Genomic DNA, 18300 nt, shown 5'->3' with positions numbered 1-18300 from the left:
CATTGTTTATTGCCACAGGAATTCCACACGCTATCGGGCCTTCTGATACCGTGCAAAAAACATGATCTGGAGAATGGCATAAGCATGAAGGCTCCACGCATTTTTATGATCCACGCGACCCCATTGGCGATCGAGCCCATCACGGCGGCTTTTGCCCGGCATTGGCCGCAGGCACGGATCATCAATCTGCTCGAGGACTCGCTACCCCAGGACCGGGTGGAAGAGGGGGAATTGACCACGAGCATGAAAGCGCGCTTCCTGGCGCTGTCCCACTACGCCGTACAAAGCGCGGCGGATGCCATTCTGTTTACTTGCTCGGCGTTTGGCGATGCCATCGACCTGGTTAAACCCGAGGTGGCCATTCCCGTGCTCAAGCCGAACGAAGCCATGATCGACCAGGCGCTGAGCCAGGCATCGCGCATTGCTGTGCTGGCAACGTTCGAACCCACCATTACCTCGATGATGCCCGAGTTCAAGCAAGCGGCAGAGCGCAGTGGGCGCGCGGTGGAAGTGGTGCCTTATTTCGTTCCGGGGGCATTGCAGGCGTTGAAAGACGGCAACCCACAAGCTCACGATGCTGCCATTGTGGAAATGGCCGCCCGGGTCGAGGGCTGCGACCTGATCTGTTTCGCCCAGTTTTCGATGACCAGTGCTGCCGAACAGGCCGGGGCTCGCTCCGGTCTGCCAGTATTGACCACGCCCGACAGTGCCGTGCTGGCGCTGCGCAAGTTGTTCTAAACGGATGATTTCGTTTCTTCCCAGGATGGATGATTTACCCAATGCCCAAGTTCAACGCTCACCTCGGTTTTCAATTCAATGAAGTGCCTTTTCTACAACGCATCGAAGCTGCCGCCGCTGCGGGCTTTCGCGCGGTGGAATTCCCGTCGCCCTATGAGTTCGACGCCAGTCTTCTAGCCGATCATCTGACTCAACATAACCTGCCGTTGATCCAGTTCGCCGCACCGGCTGGCGTGACCAAAGGCATCGCGGCTTTGCGCGGCCAGGAAGAGGCGTTTCGCAGCGGCTTGCTCCAGGCGGCTCGCTATGCGAAGGCGCTGGCATGTTCGGATGTCCACATCATGTCGGGCGTTACGGTCCAGGAAGACGCCGCGCTTATCTATGGGCGCAACCTGGAGTACGCCGTCAAATACCTTGAGGACCAGGGTTTGCGGCCGCTGATCGAAGTCATCTGCGTGCAGGAAATGCCGGACTACTACATGTCCGACTTCAGCAAGGCACAACAGGTGTTGGAGACGTTCCCGAGTGTCGGGCTGATCCTCGATCTTTACCACGCCCAACGGCTGACCGGGGACGCGGCGGACGTCCTGGCTCGCTTCTATGACCGAACCGTCCATGTGCAAATTGCCGACTGCCCGGGGCGTCATGAACCGGGGACGGGGAATATGGATTTTGCGGCCTTGTTCGCAGACCTGGAGCGGCGCGGCTACCAAGGCTGGATCGGCTGTGAGTACCGTCCCATCAGCTCTACCGTGGCAGGCCTTGATTGGATCAAGCAGTTCAACGCCTGACCCCCTGTGGGAGCGACCATGTCTGTGGGAAATCTGCCGTATGTCTATCCTAGGTATTCTTGAACCAGACGCGGAATTGGCAACCGATCACCCACGGACTTCCACACCATGAAAAAACAAGAACAAGACAACCTCATCCAAACCCTGAAAACCCGCTTCGAACAAAACCTGAATCGTCACCCAGACATCCCTTGGGCCGACGTCCAGAACCGGCTCGAAAACAACCCCAATGCCCTGGCGTCCCTCCAAGCCATGGACGCCACCGGCGGCGAGCCAGACGTGATCGGCCTCGATCCGAAAACCGGTGTTGTCACCTTCTGCGATTGCGCCAAAGAAAGCCCGTCCGGTCGCCGAAGCCTCTGCTACGACCGCGCCGCCCTGGACGCACGCAAGGAGAACAAGCCCAAAGGCAGTGCCGTCGAAATGGCCGAAGAAATGGGCATCGCCCTGCTGACGGAAGAGCAGTACCGAGCCCTGCAAACGCTCGGCGAGTTTGATGCCAAGACATCCAGTTGGCTGGCAACCCCTCCAGAGCTTCGCTCGCTCGATGGGGCGATTTTTGGCGACTACCGTTATGGCCGGGTGTTCATCTACCACAATGGCGTGCAGTCGTATTACGCGGCGCGGGGCTTTCGTGGGTTGCTGCGGGTCTGAGCCTTCGAAATCACCGCGAACCCCGTGGCGAGGGAGCTTGCTCCCGCTGGGCTGCGCAGCAGCCCCAAGGCCATCCACCACGGTGCATCAGGAAAAACGGCGCCGGCAGGTTTTACGACTGCTGCGCAGCCGAGCGGGAGCAAGCTCCCTCGCCACAGACCGCAGCGGGGCAACCTGCTGCGGTGTTTCTGAGCGCGGAAAGGTCCCTCACTCAAAAACCAAAACCTCGCCCCCCTTGGCCTCGACCATCTCACTGAACCCCGGCAACCGCGCGACAAACTCCGTCTCGAACGCCAGATACCGATCCTGCGCCGCCAAGTAACGAATCTCCGGCTTCACCCGCGCAATATCCTTGGAAGACAGCTTCACCACCTCATGGCTGTCCTGATTCCAAAACCAGGCCAGGGTGTGTGTACCAAACGTATTGGCGCTGTAGTTCCACACCCACCAATCCCCATGCCCCCGGGCAACATGAAGCTGCCCATGAAAGGTGCGCAACGTAATGACCTGCTTGGGCTGCGTGACAAGCAGGCGCGTGTCCTGGCGTAGCTCACTGCCGAAACCGTCCAACGGCGCCTTCGTCGAAGCGCCGGTCACGAAGTTGAAGCGCCACGCCAACAGCACCGTCTCCTGATACCCCGAATGCTCGACGTTCTGCCGCGCGCCTTCGCTGAACAGCAAAATTTCATCGCCCCCCAGATACGCGCTTGCCGCCCTGAGTTTATAAGCCTCGACGGGCATTGGTTTGGCGGCGATGGTTTGCTGGGGAGCGTCCTGACTCCAGATCCAGCACAACGGCCCGTTGTGCTGCATGAACAGCAAGCGGCGCGGGCCGACGGGCAGGATCGTCAGTTCATCCGCGTGCTCGAAAATCACCTCGCTGCTGTCGGCGGTGATCCGCCAGATCAGCGTCAAATGCTCGGGTTCGTAGATACGCTGACGTTCGAATATCGCCGAGCCCACCACCACGCAAGGCTGTTCAAATTCCGGCCACTGCACCCCGGCAGGTCCGAACGCCGTGATCTCATCGCCGTGACGAATCTCGTATTGGTAACGGTCATCCGCACTGTAATCGCCGCGCATCACCCGACGTTTCCACAGGCTGCGCTGGGCATCGGCATCGATGAGCTGCAAGTCCGCGGCGTCCACGCCGTCGGTGCGGTGTTCGAGCATGTCCTGCTCGATGGGCGGCCACTGGTTGTAATCGATCAGAAAGCACAGCCACTGGTCTTCGTCCTGCTCGGTAATGGCGGCCCAACCGTTGCGGTAGTTGTATTCATGCACATAGGTGGCGCCGGGATAGTCATGGACTTCCTGCAGCCACTTCACCTTGCCGCGCTTGGCTTTGGCCGGTTTGCGTTCAACGGCGGCAGGTTTGGGCGGCTCGATCAAACTCGCGGTGAACCTCGGCTCGCCGCGCTGGCCCTGCCAATGCCGGGCAAACGCCTCGCGTTGAGCGACCGGGACAATCACCGGCCGATAATCATCGCCACCGGCGTCCAGGTTCCACAAGTCATAACCCTGGCCCGCCAACACCGGCGCCAGTGCCTCGAAACAGACCTCGGGCATCTCGTTGGACAGCTCATCCAACAACGCCTCGAACCCCGGACCGGCAAACACACCGATATCGGGATAGTAATGCTGCAACAGCCCGAGCAGGTCGCCGCCCGGTGTTTTCCAATCGATATGAACCAACGGATCGAATTGCGCTTGCATCACGCCTGTCTTCCTTGTGATTTCCCTGCGCGTCATCTTAGCCGCACCCCTACCGAAATGGACAATCACCCCCCACCATCCGATCGTTCCCACGCTCTGCTGGGAATGCATCCCGTGACGCTCTGCGTCGCCACCGGAAGCGGAACGCGGAGCGTCCCTGGCGGCATTCCCACGCCGAGTGTGAGGAACGATCGAACGCTGCCGAACTTCCGGTCGAAATGGGAGCGTTCCAGCATAGCTCGCCCACGAAGGCGACCAGCCTCCACCCGATGCACGTTACCCACCCATCGTGAAAAAAGTTCATTCGATCCCTTCAATCAAAAGCCGCGGGCGCTCAAGCAAAAGCGCGATCGGCAAGCCGCAGAGATGATGGCACGGAGCATTGTGGGATTTTCAAGCCGTCATCCGTCCGGATGCGGTTTTCCATTGATTTGTCGACGCGAACCGCCTGGTCGTCATGGCACGACCCGTCGTATTAAGGATGAGTGAACAAAAATGAATAGAGTTTACCGAGTCGTCTGGAATGCCGTGATGGGCGCGTGGCAGGTAGCATCCGAGTTGGTCAAGAGTCACGGCAAAGACAAAAGCCGTACATCGCTCAGTCTCGTCATCGGCGTAGGCGGCAGTGTCTTCGCCTCGGTCGCCGCGGCGGGGGCGTTGCCTTCCGGCGGCAACATCGTGGCGGGTAACGGCAGCATTCATCAGAACGGCAACAACATGGCCATTCATCAGGGCAGCGATAAGCTCGCGATTGACTGGCAAAGCTTCTCCATCGGCAAAGGCAACACCGTCCAGTTCGTCCAGCCGGGCGCGGCGTCTGTCGCATTGAACCGCGTGTTGGGCTCGGATGTATCGGTGATTCAGGGCGCGCTGAAAGCCAACGGCCAGGTGTTCCTGGTCAACCCCAACGGCGTCCTGTTCACACCCAGTGCTCAGGTTGATGTAGGCGGCCTGGTCGCGTCCACGCTCAGCATGACCACGGAAGACTTCCTCGCGGGCAACTACCGTTTCAGTGGCACCAGCGCCGCCTCGGTGGTCAACCAGGGCAACATCAATGCCGCGCAAGGCGGCACCATTGCCCTGATCGCCGCAAAAATCGTCAACGAAGGCAGCATCACCGCGAACAAGGGTAATGTGCTGCTGGGCGCCGGCAGTGTCGTGACGCTCGATCTGGGCGGGCCGGTGCAGTTGGAAGTGAAAGAAGGTGCGCTTCAAGCGCTGATCGAAAACGGCGGCGCCATTCGTGCCGATGCCGGCCGGATCCTGCTGACCGCCCGTGCGGCGGAAACCCTGGCGAGCACGGTGATCAACAACACCGGTTTGATCGAAGCCCGTTCCCTGGATATCGGTGAAAACGGCGTGGTGACGCTGATGGGGGATCAGGGCGGTGTGCAAGTCGCCGGGCGAATCGATGTGTCCTCCGAGACCGGCAAGGGCGGCAAGATTGTCGTGACCGGTGAGCATGTCGCGATCAACGGCGGCGCTGAGCTCGACGCCACCGGCGCCAAGGGCGGCGGCGACATTTATGTGGGCGGTAGCTGGCAAGGCAAGGACCCGGCGATCAAACAGGCCAGCCAGACCACCATCGCCGCCGGTGCCGTGCTCGATGCATCGGCGACCGACAACGGCAAGGGCGGTACCGTGGTGGCCTGGTCGGATACCAAGAAGCCGGGCAGCGTGACGCGGGTGGATGGCACGCTGAAAGCCACCGGCGGTGCCAAGGGCGGCGACGGCGGCAAGATCGAGACCAGCGGTGCCAAGTTGGCGGTGAGCAAAGCCGCCGATGCTTCGGCCAAGAACGGCAAGGGTGGCTTGTGGTTGCTCGACCCGGACAGTGTCACCGTGGGGCCGGGTAATGGAGGGCTGACGGGCGGCGCCAACGGCCAAGCCGCCACGGTCGGTTTCGACGCGATCGACACCGCCCTGGCCGGCGGCACCGATGTGGCAATCAAGGCCGACAATACCATTCACTGGAACGGCGACTACACACCGCAGAGCGTCAGCGGTGACCGGACGCTGACGTTGCAGTCGGGACACGACGACGGCGCAACAGGCCGTTATGTCTTCGGCAATATCTTCCTCAACGGTGACATCGACGCCAGCGGCGCAGGCAATGGCAACAGCCTGGCGTTGATTCTCAACGGCAAAATCGCGCTCAACACCGACGTCAGTTTGAAGAGCAACGGCGGCAATGTCGTATTTGCCGGCGTGGTGGACTCCGATGCGGTGGCCAACAACCGCCAACTGCGCGTCGATGCCGGTTCGGGCTCGATCATCTTCAGCGACATGGTCGGCGGTAACAGCGCGCTGGGCGCCCTGTATGCGACCACCAGTGGCACCGGCAAGACGTTTATCAACGGCGCAAAAGTCTTCACCCGCGGCGAGCAGGTCTACACCGGTGCGGTTGAGCTGGGCACTTCACAATTCCTGAACGCCGACTTCGAAAATGGCCTGGTCGGTTGGAAGACGTCCATCGACCAGTTCTTCACGGGCGTCACCGTGGTGGATGGCGTGGTCTCGCCGAATGATCCGACGTTGCCGACGACCTCGCCAACGAACGGCAATGCGCCGAGCGTTTCCCCTGGCGACCAGGGCGACATGAATTACAAACCCCTCACTCCGGTCGCTGCCGTTGGCCAAGGCGAGGATGGCGGCGCCGCGCTGCTGCTGGGGACCGAGAATACCTCCAACTGCCTCAACGCCCCCGCCGGCTGCATCATGCGTGGCCCTTCGGTCGTGAGCGAGGGCACGGTCTCCCTGGCCGCCGGGGAAAAGGTCAGCTTCGATTACAAACCGGTCGCGGGCGGCGATACCTACGATGTCTTCGGCTACCTGTTGAACGTCAATACCGGCGAATACCAGATCATCCTGAATGAAACGGGTAACGGCACGGGGGCGGTGAACTGGCAAAGCCACACGGCTACGGCGGACAAGGCCGGCACGTACAAATTCGTCTTCGTCTCGGGCAGTTTCGACCAGACCGCCGGCAAGCAGGTCGGTGGCTCGCTGTACGTTGACAACATCAAGACCGACACCTCGGGCAGCAAGGGCCTGCAAGGCAGTTCCATTACGTTCAATGGCAGCCTCAACAGCACCGACAACAACCTGGCCATCAAGGCGGACGACATCAACTTCAACGGCGGCGTCGGCAGTGTCACCGGCAATGGGAACATCACCCTTGAGACCAACACGCCGAGCAAAGACATCGCAGTGGGCGGCAGCACGGGCGATGCCCCCGGTTCGTTGGAACTGACCGGCACCGACATCGGCGCACTGGGCGACGGGTTCACCTCCGTCAACATCGGCGGCGCAGACATGACCGGTGACATCAACATCATCGAAGCGACCCGCATCAACGACAACCTCGTCCTCAATGCCGGCACCGGCAATATCCATATCAATGACCAATTGACCGTGGCCGACGCCCCGGGCACTGGTAACGATGACACCAAGCCGGCCCCCGTCCTGGTGTTGCAGAGCAACGGTGGCAAGGTCGACCAGACCGCCGGTGGTGCCCTTGTCGCCGATGGCCTGGTGTTGCTGGGTGACGGCGCTACCCATGATCTCGACAACGCGGCCAACGACGTCAACACCATCTCCAGCGACACCGGCACGGTCAGCTTTGCCGATGTCGATGACCTGACCGTCGGCGTTGTAACCATTCCCGATAGCCAGACCCCGACAAACCCGCAAGGCGTGCCGGTCGCCGGCATGACCCAGACCGGTGACCTGAACCTTGTCGCGGACAAGCTCACGGTCGGCCAGGCCCTGCTCACCCAGGGCGATACGAGCCTGACCGCCGACGAAATCGATCTCGCTGCGAGCGTTTCCGGTAGCGGCAGTCTCACCCTGCAGCAGAAGACCGATGGCCTGGACATCCACCTGGGCGGCAGCGACGACCCGGAGGTGACCGGGCCTAACGATCCGTTGGTGCTGTCCGACGCTGACCTGGCCAACATCCAGGATGGCTTCGACAAGGTCGTCATCGGCAACGACAAGACGCGCAACATCACCGTCGACGATGAAGGCGCGACGTTCAAGGACGATCTGGCCCTGGTCGCCAACGGCGTCCTGGATTTGCTGGGCGATCTGATGCTCAAGGATCCCGAAGGCACCGACGAAGACGGCACCACCGGCAAGGGACTGACGCTGAGCGTCGACGCGGGCAAAGGTGCGACTCAGGGAACTGGCGCGACCATTACCGCAGACGAATTGGCCTTGCGTGGCGAAGGTGACTTCCAACTGGGCAAGGGCGGGCATGACGTGGGTGTCATTGCCGCCGATGTCGGCAGCCTGGCATTTGCCGGCAATGGCAACCTGACGGTGGGCACCGTGGACGGTACCGTGGGGATTACCTCCGATGAGGCGGTCACCCTGAAAACCGATCACGACCTGACGTTGGTAAAAGGCATCACCATAGAAAACGGCCCTCGAGACGATGCCAGCCAGGGCCAGACCCGTGCCGACGACATCATCACCTTGGAAGTGGCGGGCAACACCACCCAGTCCGGCGACGCCGGGGCCAAACTGGATGCCAGCGGCCTGGTGCTGCTGGGCGGCAATTACGCGCTGGGCAACACCGGCAACGTGATTGGCGACATCGCCAGCGCGGCGGGCAAGGTCCAATTCAACAACAGCGCAGACCTCAAGGTGGGTTCGCTGACCGCGACCCATGCCGACGGCACGCAGACAACCATCACCGGGGTGAACAACACCGGCGATGTGAGCATCGGCACCCAAGGTAACTTGGCGATCAACGAAGGACTGGCCACCAGCGGCAATGTGTTCCTCAATGTCGATGGCAAGACCACCCAGGATGGCAACGGCAACATCACCGCCGATGGCTTGGCCCTCAACGGTGGTGACTTCGAGTTGCGCAACAATGGCAACGTGGTGGGTGACATCGCCAGCGAGGCGGGCAAGGTCGCCTTCAACAACACCGGCAACCTGAAGGTCGGCACGCTGACCGAAACCGATGGCAACGGCAACGTGGTCAAGGTCACCACTGGTGTGAATAACACTGGTGACGTCAGCATCGGCACCCAAGGTGACTTGGCGATCAACGAAGGACTGGCCACCAGCGGCAATGTGTTCCTCAATGTCGATGGCAAGACCACCCAGGATGGCAACGGCAACATCACCGCCGATGGCTTGGCCCTCAACGGTGGTGACTTCGAGTTGCGCAACAATGGCAACGTGGTGGGTGACATCGCCAGCGAGGCGGGCAAGGTCGCCTTCAACAACACCGGCAACCTGAAGGTCGGCACGCTGACCGAAACCGATGGCAACGGCAACGTGGTCAAGGTCACCACTGGTGTGAATAACACTGGTGACGTCAGCATCGGCACCCAAGGTGACTTGGCGATCAACGAAGGGCTGGCCACCAGCGGCAATGTGTTCCTCAATGTCGACGGCAAGACCACCCAGGATGGCAACGGCAACATCACCGCCGACGGCCTGGCCCTCAACGGTGGCGACTTCGAGTTGCGCAACAACGGCAACGTGGTGGGTGACATCGCCAGCGAGGCGGGCAAGGTCGCCTTCAACAACACCGGTAACCTGAAGGTTGGCACGCTGACCGAAACCGATGGCAGCGGCAACGTGGTCAAGGTCACCACTGGTGTGAATAACACTGGTGACGTCAGCATCGGCACCCAAGGTGACTTGGCGATCAACGAAGGGCTGGCCACCAGCGGCAATGTGTTCCTCAATGTCGACGGCAAGACCACCCAGGATGGCAACGGCAACATCACCGCCGACGGCCTGGCCCTCAACGGTGGCGACTTCGAGTTGCGCAACAACGGCAACGTGGTGGGTGACATCGCCAGCGAGGCGGGCAAGGTCGCCTTCAACAACACCGGCAACCTGAAAGTCGGCACGCTGACCGAAACCGATGGCAGCGGCAACGTGGTCAAGGTCACCACTGGTGTGAATAACACTGGTGACGTCAGCATCGGCACCCAAGGTGACTTGGCGATCAACGAAGGGCTGGCCACCAGCGGCAATGTGTTCCTCAATGTCGACGGCAAGACCACCCAGGATGCCAACGGCAACATCACCGCCGACGGCCTGGCCCTCAACGGTGGCGACTTCGAGTTGCGCAACCGTGGCAACGTGGTGGGTGACATCGCCAGCGAGGCGGGCAAGGTCGCCTTTAACAACACCGGCAACCTGAAAGTCGGCACGCTGACCGAAACCGACGGCAACGGCAACGTGGTCAAGGTCACCACTGGTGTGAATAACACTGGTGACGTCAGCATCGGCACCCAAGGTGACTTGGCGATCAACGAAGGGCTGGCCACCAGCGGCAATGTGTTCCTCAATGTCGATGGCAAGACCACCCAGGATGGCAACGGCAATATCACCGCCGACGGCCTGGCCCTCAACGGTGGCGACTTCGAGTTGCGCAACCGTGGCAACGTGGTGGGTGACATCGCCAGCGAGGCGGGCAAGGTCGCCTTTAACAACACCGGCAACCTGAAAGTCGGCACGCTGACCGAAACCGACGGCAACGGCAATGTGATCAAGGTCACCACTGGTGTGAATAACACTGGTGACGTCAGCATCGGCACCCAAGGTGACTTGGCGATCAACGAAGGGCTGGCCACCAGCGGCAATGTGTTCCTCAATGTCGACGGCAAGACCACCCAGGATGGCAACGGCAACATCACCGCCGACGGCCTGGCCCTCAACGGTGGCGACTTCGAGTTGCGCAACAACGGCAACGTGGTGGGCGACATCGCCAGTGACGCGGGCAAGGTCGCCTTCAACAACACCGGCAACCTGAAAGTCGGCACGCTCACCGAAACCGATGGCAACGGCAACGTGGTCAAGGTCACCACTGGTGTGAACAACACCGGCGACGTCAGCATCGGTACCCAAGGTGACTTGGCGATCAACGAAGCCCTGGCTACCAGCGGCAATGTGTTCCTGAACATCAGCGGCAAGACCACCCAGGATGCCAACGGCAATATCACCGCCGATGGCCTGGCGCTCAAGGGCGGGAATTTCGATCTGCGCAACGCCAGCAACTGGGTCGGCGATATCGCCAGCCGAGCGAAGGATGTCAGCTTCGTCAATCGGGCCGACGTCACCGTCGGCAGGCTGACCGAGACGGCACTGGACGGTACCCGGCTGGATCAGATCGTCGGTATCGGCAACACCGGCAAAGTCCAGGTCGTGACGACCACCGGCAACATCACCCTGGCCGAGAACGTCAGCACCACCAGCAATGCCGCCGATGCGATCGTGCTCAACGCCGGTCAATCCGCTTCGGCGGGCGTGGCTGCGGGCGGTGACGTGAAGGCCGACGCGGGCGTGACGGTGTCGACCGGCGCCGGCGGCCGGGCGGTGATCTACACCGGCAGTCTCGCTGGCAGTACCGGTGTGGTGGATGTGGTCGGCAGTGGCAGCGGCAATTTCCGCTACAACAGTGACGAGCAACAAAGCAATTTCGGCAGGGCCCTGGGCAACACGGGCGTGCATGCCGTTTACCGCGAGCAGCCCGTCCTGGTGGTGTCCACCAACGGCGCGACCACCCAGACCAAGGTGTTCGATGGCCAGACCACGTTCAACGGTGGCGGTATCGCCGGTTATGACGCCAACGGCCTGTGGAACGGCGACACCAAGCCGATGCTCGGCAACCCACTGTATTCGGTAGGCACTCAAGGCCCGGGTTCGCACCTGATCAACATTGGCGGGCTGGCTGACCTCGGTTACCTGATCGTGAGCAGTCCGGCCAACGCCAATCTCACCGTGACGCCGTCGATTGATTATGACGCCGTCCGGCAGAGCGTCGCCGATGCGACACGCGTCGGCGCAGAGGTGAGTTCGCCCCATGCACCGGAGCTCAACCCGTCCCAGGCGAAACCGGTCGACTGGTCTGATCACGGAGTCGATGACGGCGGTCTGTTGCTGGTGGACCAAGGCGGCACGCGTGCCAACGGGAATGCGGGTGACGGCGCGGGCAACGCCCTGGCGCAAGGCGACAGCGATTCGGCTGCCCAGGCCGAGGACACCGCCAGCGAGCGGGAACTGGCCGGGAACGTCTGCGCCGATGGCGGCGTATCCGAAGGCGGCGCCTGTGCGGCCTACCCACCGCAGACCGTGTTCGTCGTGCGCGGCGGCGTGCGCTTGCCGGGCCTGGCCATGCGTCCCTGATCCCTGACATCCACCTTTTCATTTGAAGGAACCCTTGGCCACGTCCCCGGACGTGGCCAAGGGCTCAGGCAACCCGAATTATTCGAGATTGATTCCATGCATAACAAACTGATGTCCTGCGCGGCTGGTCTGGCGTTGTTGTCCACCTCCCCGGCTTGGGCGGCGACCCTGCCGGCGCGCCCGATCCCCGACGCCGGCCGTATCCTGCAGGAACTGCCGATTCCGCAGCAGGAATTGCCGCAAAGCATTCGCCTGGATATAGACGCACCACAACCAGAGCAGGAAAAAGTCGGCGGCGCCAAGGTCCAGCTCAACGCCGTCCATTTCACCGACAACACGCGCATCGACGAGGCCAGCCTGCAACGTGTCGTCGCCCCGGCTATCGGTCGAGCCCATGACCTGGACGAGCTGCGGGAAGTGGCCCGGCAGGTCACGCTTTATTACCGTGAGCAGGGTTACCCGTTCGCACGTGCCTATTTGCCGGCCCAACGCATGGCCAACGGGGAACTGACCATCGCGGTGATCGAAGGCCGTTATGGGAAGGTCACCGCCACCAACGACGATGCGAAACTGGCCGCGCAGGCGCAGCCGTTCCTGGGTGACCTGCAACCGGGCGACGTGATCGAGCGTGATCGGCTGGAGCGCAGCATATTGGTGCTTTCGGACTTGCCGGGCGTGGCTGTTCGTCCGGTGATCCGGCCAGGTGAGGCACTCGGCACGGGCGATCTCGATGCCAAAGTGAGCAAGACCGAGGCCTTCGAGGGCAAGGCCACCCTGGACAACCATGGCAATCGTTATTCGGGGCGCAATCGCCTGACGGTACAAGGCGACTGGAACAGCCCGCTGATGCTGGGCGACCGGCTCAGCGCCGCGGTGATGGCCACCGATGAAGACTTGTATTTCGGCAGCCTCGGCTACTCGATGCCATTGGGCACCTCTGGCCTGCGTGGCAACGTGGGTTATGCCCAGAGCGCCTATGACCTGGGCGCGGAATTCGCCGACCTGGGGGCCACCGGTACCGCTGAGGTCAGCAGCATCGGCTTGAGCTACCCGCTCCTGCGCAGCAACCAGGCGAACCTCATGTTGGCTGGGCAGTACCAGCACAAGGAGCTCGAGGATAAGTACGAAGTGCTGGGCCTCAGTTTTGAAAAAAGCAGCAACACGCTGCCCATCAGTTTGCAATTTGACGTGAGGGACACGGTATTGGGCGGCGGCATCACCTACGGCGGCGCGACGCTGACCTACGGTGACCTGAAACTGGATTCGGCCCTGCGCGAGGGCGACCGCCAGACCGCCCAGACCGAGGGCAACTTCAGCAAAGTGAACGTCGACCTCGCCCGTCTGCAAGCGCTGCCGGCCAACTTCACGCTCTTCGCCCGTTTCCTCGGCCAGTGGAGCAACGACAACCTCGACTCCTCCGAGGACTTCAGCCTCGGCGGCATCGATGGCGTACGGGCTTATCCGCAAAGCGAAGGTTCGGGCGACGAAGGCATGCTGACCCAGATCGAGCTTCGTTACCCAATCGACAAGCTCACGCCCTACCTGTTCTGGGACGCCGGCAAGGTGCGCATCAACCACAACGAGTGGGCCGATGAGGAAAACACCCGCAGCATCTCCGGCGGCGGTGTGGGCCTGCGCGCTCAATACGGCCAACTCTCCTTCGACGCAACAGTCGCCTGGCGTCACTCCGGCGGCGAAGCGCAGAGCGATACGCGCCAGGAAAACCCGCAACTGCTCGCGCAGATCGGTTACCAGTTCTAATCGATTACCGCGCATTTAAGGAACTCAACAACCCGTGGCGAGGGAGCTTGCTCCCGCTGGGCTGCGCAGCAGCCCCAAAGCAGTGAACTCAATCTATCTGGTACACCGAGTTGTCTGGTTTGGGGGCCGCTTCGCAGCCCAGCGGGAGCAAGCTCCCTCGCCACAGGGTCGCCTGGCGTCACTCCGGCGGCGAAGCGCAGAGCGATACGCGCCAGGAAAACCCGCAACTGCTCGCGCAGATCGGTTACCAGTTCTAATCGATTACCGCGCATTTAAGGAGCTCAACAACCCGTGGCGAGGGAGCTTGCTCCCGCTGGGCTGCGCAGCAGCCCCAAAGCAGTGAACTCAATCTATCTGGTACACCGAGTTGTCTGGTTTGGGGGCCGCTTCGCAGCCCAGCGGGAGCAAGCTCCCTCGCCACAGGGTCGCCTGGCGTCACTCCGGCGGCGAAGCGCAGAGCGATACGCGCCAGGAAAACCCGCAACTGCTCGCGCAGATCGGTTACTCGTTCTGATCGATTACCGCGCATTTAAGGAACTCAACAACCCGTGGCGAGGGAGCTTGCTCCCGCTGGGCTGCGCAGCAGCCCCAAAGCAGTGAACTCAATCTATCTGGTACACCGAGTTGTCTGGTTTGGGGGCCGCTTCGCAGCCCAGCGGGAGCAAGCTCCCTCGCCACAGAGTCGCTTGGCGTCACTCCAGCGGCGAAGCGCAGAGCGACACGCGCCAGGAAAACCCGCAACTGCTCGCGCAGATCGGTTACTCGTTCTGATCGATTACCGCGCATTTAAGGAGCTCAACAACCCGTGGCAGGGAGCTTGCTCCCGCTGGGCTGCGCAGCAGCCCCAAAGCAGTGAACTCAATCTATCTGGTACACCGAGTTGTCTGGTTTGGGGGCCGCTTCGCAGCCCAGCGGGAGCAAGCTCCCTCGCCACGGGTGAACAGCGTCCACCGCGTTGGCCGTCTCGCCTGTTGTTCGCTGTCAAAGCTCGCCTGGGCTGATGTCCAGGTGCAGCCACTTCTTGTTTGCCATCCCTCGCCACATGCCTCTACGCCTCGCCAAGGCCCTTGCGTATCAATGGACGCCTCGGACGAGACGACCATTTATCGCCGATTAAGAATTTGATAGCTTCAGTTCTCATTTGATCTGCCGCTATATCGGTTTGTTGCCGGCCCGAAACGTGCTTCCTCACTTGGCAATTGCGCGACAGCGACCTGGCTAAACACAAAAAGAGACCTGGCGAATGGACAACGGACGATACGAAAGGCAGGTATTGACGGCGGCAGGCGCGGCGGCGTCCGAGCCGTTGCCGCATATTCTGCTGATCGACGATGTCCCCGAAGACATTCGCGCCACGCTCATCCTGTTGAAGACCCAGCCCTGGCGCATTTCCCTGGCCAGCGATGCCTACCAGGGTTATCAACGCGCCCTTGCCCTGCGTCCCGACCTGATCGTCCTGGATGTGCACATGCCGCAAATGGACGGCTTCAGCCTGTGCCGGTTGTTACGCGAGGCACCGGCCACCCGGCATACCCCGATCCTGTTTCTGTCCTCGGCCAATACGTCGTTGGAGCGGTTGGAAGGGTTGACCGTGGGCGCGGTGGACTACATCCCCAAATCCTGCGCCCCCGAGGAAGTCCTGGCGCGCATCAGGATCCATCTGCAATTGACCTGGCGAGCGCCGCCGGCCATTGCGGACAACCCGGCCGATCCGGAACCGCAAGGCGATGAAATCGTGCTGCGCGCCGCGATGCGACTGATCGAAAACCAGCTGGACGACATCCCGTCCCTGGGCATGCTTGCGCAAAAAGTCGGCACTCATGAAAAGCGCCTCTCCGCCATTTTCCGCGAACACCTGGGGATGACCGTGTTTGCCTACATTCGCGACGCGCGATTGCGGCGCGGCCAGGAACTGCTCTCCGAAAGCGCCATGAGCGTGCAGGACGTCGCCGAAGTGGTGGGCTTTCGCAATGCCTGCAACTTCACTACGGCGTTTCGACAGCGAATCGGCATGACGCCCAGCCAGTTTCGCCAGCAGACCCTGGGCCTCGTTGATGCAGAGTCGGTCGGGCGCGCCTGATGCGGCTCCTACAGTTCCTGGTGCTGACGATTGCCTTGTTGTCCGCCGGGCTGCTACACGCCGCGCCCGTGGAGCTGTGCCGGGCTGACCGTCTGGACCTGATGCCTGCGGCGCAGATTTTCGAAGACGCCCAGGCCCACTTGAGCCTCGAAGAAGTCGCCCGACTGCCCGACACCCATTTCAACCCCGCAACCCCGCGCTGGCCGAGCCAAGGTTACAGCCGCTCCGCCTTCTGGTTGAAATGGCACCTCACCAATTCCAGCGATGCGGCGTGTTCGCGCTTGCTGGTGGTCGGGGCGCCGCGCCTGGACGACATCCGCGTCTATCAATCTTCAGCCGGGCGCTGGCGTGATGCCCACGCCGGAGGCGTCTATCCCTTGGCCGAATGGCCCCAACCGGCGGCGCGCCAACCGGCGTTCCCGGTCTCGCTGGCGGCGGGGGAGAGCGTCACGGTGTTCGTCCGCGTGACGAGCCATTTCCAGCTGTTGCTGGAGCCGGAACTGTGGTCCGAACCGGCGCTGCTGCGCAGTCAGCAACAGACTTACCTGAGCGACGGGCTCGCCCTCGGCATCGTCCTGCTGGTCGTGCCGTTCGGCTTCATCGTCGGCTGGATCCTGCGCTCCCGATTGCTGAGCGTGAATGCGGGCGCGGTCCTGAGCTATATCCTGCTGACCTGCATCCTCAACGGCTACCTGATCTACTGGCCCACCGCGCTGGGCTGGACCCGGGAGCTGCTGACCTGCGCCAGCGCAATCTCGTTCGTCCTGTTTCTCGCCTACTTCCGCGTGCTGTTGCAGGTGTCCGCATTGCCCAAAGTCATTGGCTGGAGCTATTGGCTGCCGCTGTCGGGGTGTGTGCTCGGCCGGCTCTGGTGGCTAAAAGTCGATTCCGTCCAGGGCGCGCAGGTCGTCCAGATATCCCTCATGAGTTTCTACGGGGTGCTGCTCGTCACGCTGTTCATGGCCTGGCGCAGACGACTGAGCTACAGCTGGCTGGCCTGGCTGGTGTCGGGGCTCTTGCTTGCACAATTGCTGATGCGGATGCTTTTCCCCCAGGAGCAATTGCCCTGGCAGTCGCCCCAAAGCAAATACAGCTTATCGTCCACACTGCCAGGCGTGGCGTTGCTGGTGTGCACGTTGATCATGGAAGTGGCCCGCAGCCGCAACCGCGAAAAACACGCCCTGGCCACCCTCGAACAACAGCGCCAGGCCGAGCACGAACGCCTGGAAAGCACCGTGGCGCTGCGCACGTCGCAGTTGCGCGACTCCCTGGCGGCCCGCAGCGCGTTGATGGCGCGCATCAGCCACGACCTGCGCTCGCCGCTGGTGCGCATCATCGACTATGCGCGTCTGTTGCACGCCGGGCCCAACCGCGACTATCAAGCGACCATCGAGCGCAACGCCCGCCAGCAACTGGAACTGATCGATGAGATGCTCGAGTTTTCCCGTGGCGAGCTGGAGCAAATGCAGCTGACCCTCGCGCCGGGCTACCTATACGGGTTCCTCAACGAGATAGCAGGCGAAGCGGGCTTTCTCGCCGCACGCCAGGGCAACACCTTCGAAGCTGTGCTGGCAGACGACCTGCCGCCACTGGTGGAGGCCGACTTCAAACGCCTTCGGCAGGTGCTCATGAACCTGCTGGCGAACGCGGCGAAATTCACCCTCAACGGCCAGATCCGCTTCGAAGTGGATTGGGCCCCGGGCGCGACCACAGATACCGTGGAACTGCGCTTTAGCGTAATCGACACCGGCATCGGCATCGACCCGCAAGAATTCGAACAACTGCTGCAACCGTTCCGTCGCGGCCGCAATGCCCAGCGCTATGAAGGCAGCGGGCTGGGTCTGTCCATCGTCACGCAACTGCTGGAACGCATGGACAGCCGCCTCGAACCCCAAGCCACCGGGCAGGGCAGCCACTTCAGCTTTCGCCTGCAATTGAATTGCGCCCAAGAACACGACCTGGAAAACGGCATCGTCGACAACAATGCCACGCCGTTCGACGGCCAGGGTAAACACGTTCTGCTGGTGGACGACGTCGAGCAGAACAGCGAATGGCTCTACGACCTGCTGGCCGGTTACGGTTTCGATGTCAGCATCGCAACGAACGGTCAAGACGCTTTGGCCTGCCTGGCTGAGCAGCCAATCGACCTGCTGATCAGCGACCAGATGATGCCCGGCATGGACGGTTGGGCGCTGCTGCGCCAGGTGCGCGAGCGTTGGCGCCATCTGCCGGTGATGCTCTATTCGGCGGTGCCGCCCCGCAGGCCGCAGGATTATCCCGAGGGCCTGGCCTTCGACGCGGTCCTGCTCAAGCCCGCCGACAGCCGTGAATTGCTGGCGCGGGTCAAGGCACTGGCCTGCCCGGACAGCACGCGTCGCGCATTGGCTCGGGAGCACTAGC

General features: G+C 62.0%; 8 protein-coding genes. 7 read left to right on the top strand and 1 reads right to left on the bottom strand.

Translation table 11 applies throughout. The annotated features are described in order from the left end of the window. The first annotated feature begins 84 nt into the window (after positions 1-84). The 3 genes from TK06_RS16115 (at position 85) to TK06_RS16105 (ending at position 2183) form a co-directional block, all read left to right on the top strand. Positions 85-738, top strand: a complete 654-nt coding sequence (locus TK06_RS16115) for a hypothetical protein (RefSeq protein WP_063322880.1) — start codon at positions 85-87, stop codon at positions 736-738. A gap of 41 nt (positions 739-779) precedes the next feature. Next, a complete protein-coding gene (locus tag TK06_RS16110) occupies positions 780-1529 on the top strand; it encodes a hydroxypyruvate isomerase family protein (RefSeq protein WP_063322879.1) in 750 nt (249 codons plus the stop codon). A 108-nt stretch (positions 1530-1637) separates the two neighbouring features. Next, positions 1638-2183, top strand: a complete 546-nt coding sequence (locus TK06_RS16105; protein ID WP_063322878.1) for a DUF4256 domain-containing protein — start codon at positions 1638-1640, stop codon at positions 2181-2183. Positions 2184-2390: 207 nt separating this feature from the next. On the opposite strand, the gene TK06_RS16100 is transcribed toward TK06_RS16105, so the two are convergent. After that, a complete protein-coding gene (locus TK06_RS16100; RefSeq protein ID WP_063322877.1) occupies positions 2391-3899 on the bottom strand; it encodes a hypothetical protein in 1509 nt (502 codons plus the stop codon). A gap of 495 nt (positions 3900-4394) precedes the next feature. Between TK06_RS16100 and TK06_RS16095 the strand changes: the two genes are divergently transcribed. The 4 genes from TK06_RS16095 to TK06_RS16080 all read left to right on the top strand — a co-directional run bounded on the left by TK06_RS16095 (position 4395) and on the right by TK06_RS16080 (position 18299). Further along, entirely contained in the window at positions 4395-12059 is a 7665-nt protein-coding gene (locus tag TK06_RS16095) for a filamentous hemagglutinin N-terminal domain-containing protein (RefSeq protein ID WP_086936661.1), read from the top strand. A gap of 96 nt (positions 12060-12155) precedes the next feature. Beyond that, positions 12156-13820, top strand: coding sequence for a ShlB/FhaC/HecB family hemolysin secretion/activation protein (locus TK06_RS16090; protein WP_063322875.1), 1665 nt, complete (start codon positions 12156-12158; stop codon positions 13818-13820). Between the two features lie 1243 nt (positions 13821-15063). Continuing rightward, positions 15064-15900, top strand: a complete 837-nt coding sequence (locus TK06_RS16085; protein WP_086936660.1) for a response regulator transcription factor — start codon at positions 15064-15066, stop codon at positions 15898-15900. Beyond that, entirely contained in the window at positions 15900-18299 is a 2400-nt protein-coding gene (locus tag TK06_RS16080) for a hybrid sensor histidine kinase/response regulator (protein ID WP_063322874.1), read from the top strand. Before TK06_RS16085 ends, TK06_RS16080 begins: the two co-directional genes overlap by 1 nt. Position 18300 lies beyond the last annotated feature (1 nt).

This window comes from Pseudomonas fluorescens (genome assembly GCF_001623525.1).
GTDB classification, from domain to species: Bacteria; Pseudomonadota; Gammaproteobacteria; order Pseudomonadales; family Pseudomonadaceae; genus Aquipseudomonas; species Aquipseudomonas fluorescens_Q.
This window is presented reverse-complemented; position numbering and strand designations above follow the sequence as displayed.

Excerpts from the sequence above, each read along its gene's own strand:
- TK06_RS16115 (WP_063322880.1), top strand. The coding sequence starts at position 85 with ATGAAGGCTCCACGCATTTTTATGATCCACGCGACCCCATTGGCGATC.
- TK06_RS16110 (WP_063322879.1), top strand. The coding sequence starts at position 780 with ATGCCCAAGTTCAACGCTCACCTCGGTTTTCAATTCAATGAAGTGCCT.
- TK06_RS16105 (WP_063322878.1), top strand. The coding sequence starts at position 1,638 with ATGAAAAAACAAGAACAAGACAACCTCATCCAAACCCTGAAAACCCGC.
- TK06_RS16100 (WP_063322877.1), bottom strand. The coding sequence starts at position 3,899 with ATGCAAGCGCAATTCGATCCGTTGGTTCATATCGATTGGAAAACACCG.
- TK06_RS16095 (WP_086936661.1), top strand. The coding sequence starts at position 4,395 with ATGAATAGAGTTTACCGAGTCGTCTGGAATGCCGTGATGGGCGCGTGG.
- TK06_RS16090 (WP_063322875.1), top strand. The coding sequence starts at position 12,156 with ATGCATAACAAACTGATGTCCTGCGCGGCTGGTCTGGCGTTGTTGTCC.
- TK06_RS16085 (WP_086936660.1), top strand. The coding sequence starts at position 15,064 with ATGGACAACGGACGATACGAAAGGCAGGTATTGACGGCGGCAGGCGCG.
- TK06_RS16080 (WP_063322874.1), top strand. The coding sequence starts at position 15,900 with ATGCGGCTCCTACAGTTCCTGGTGCTGACGATTGCCTTGTTGTCCGCC.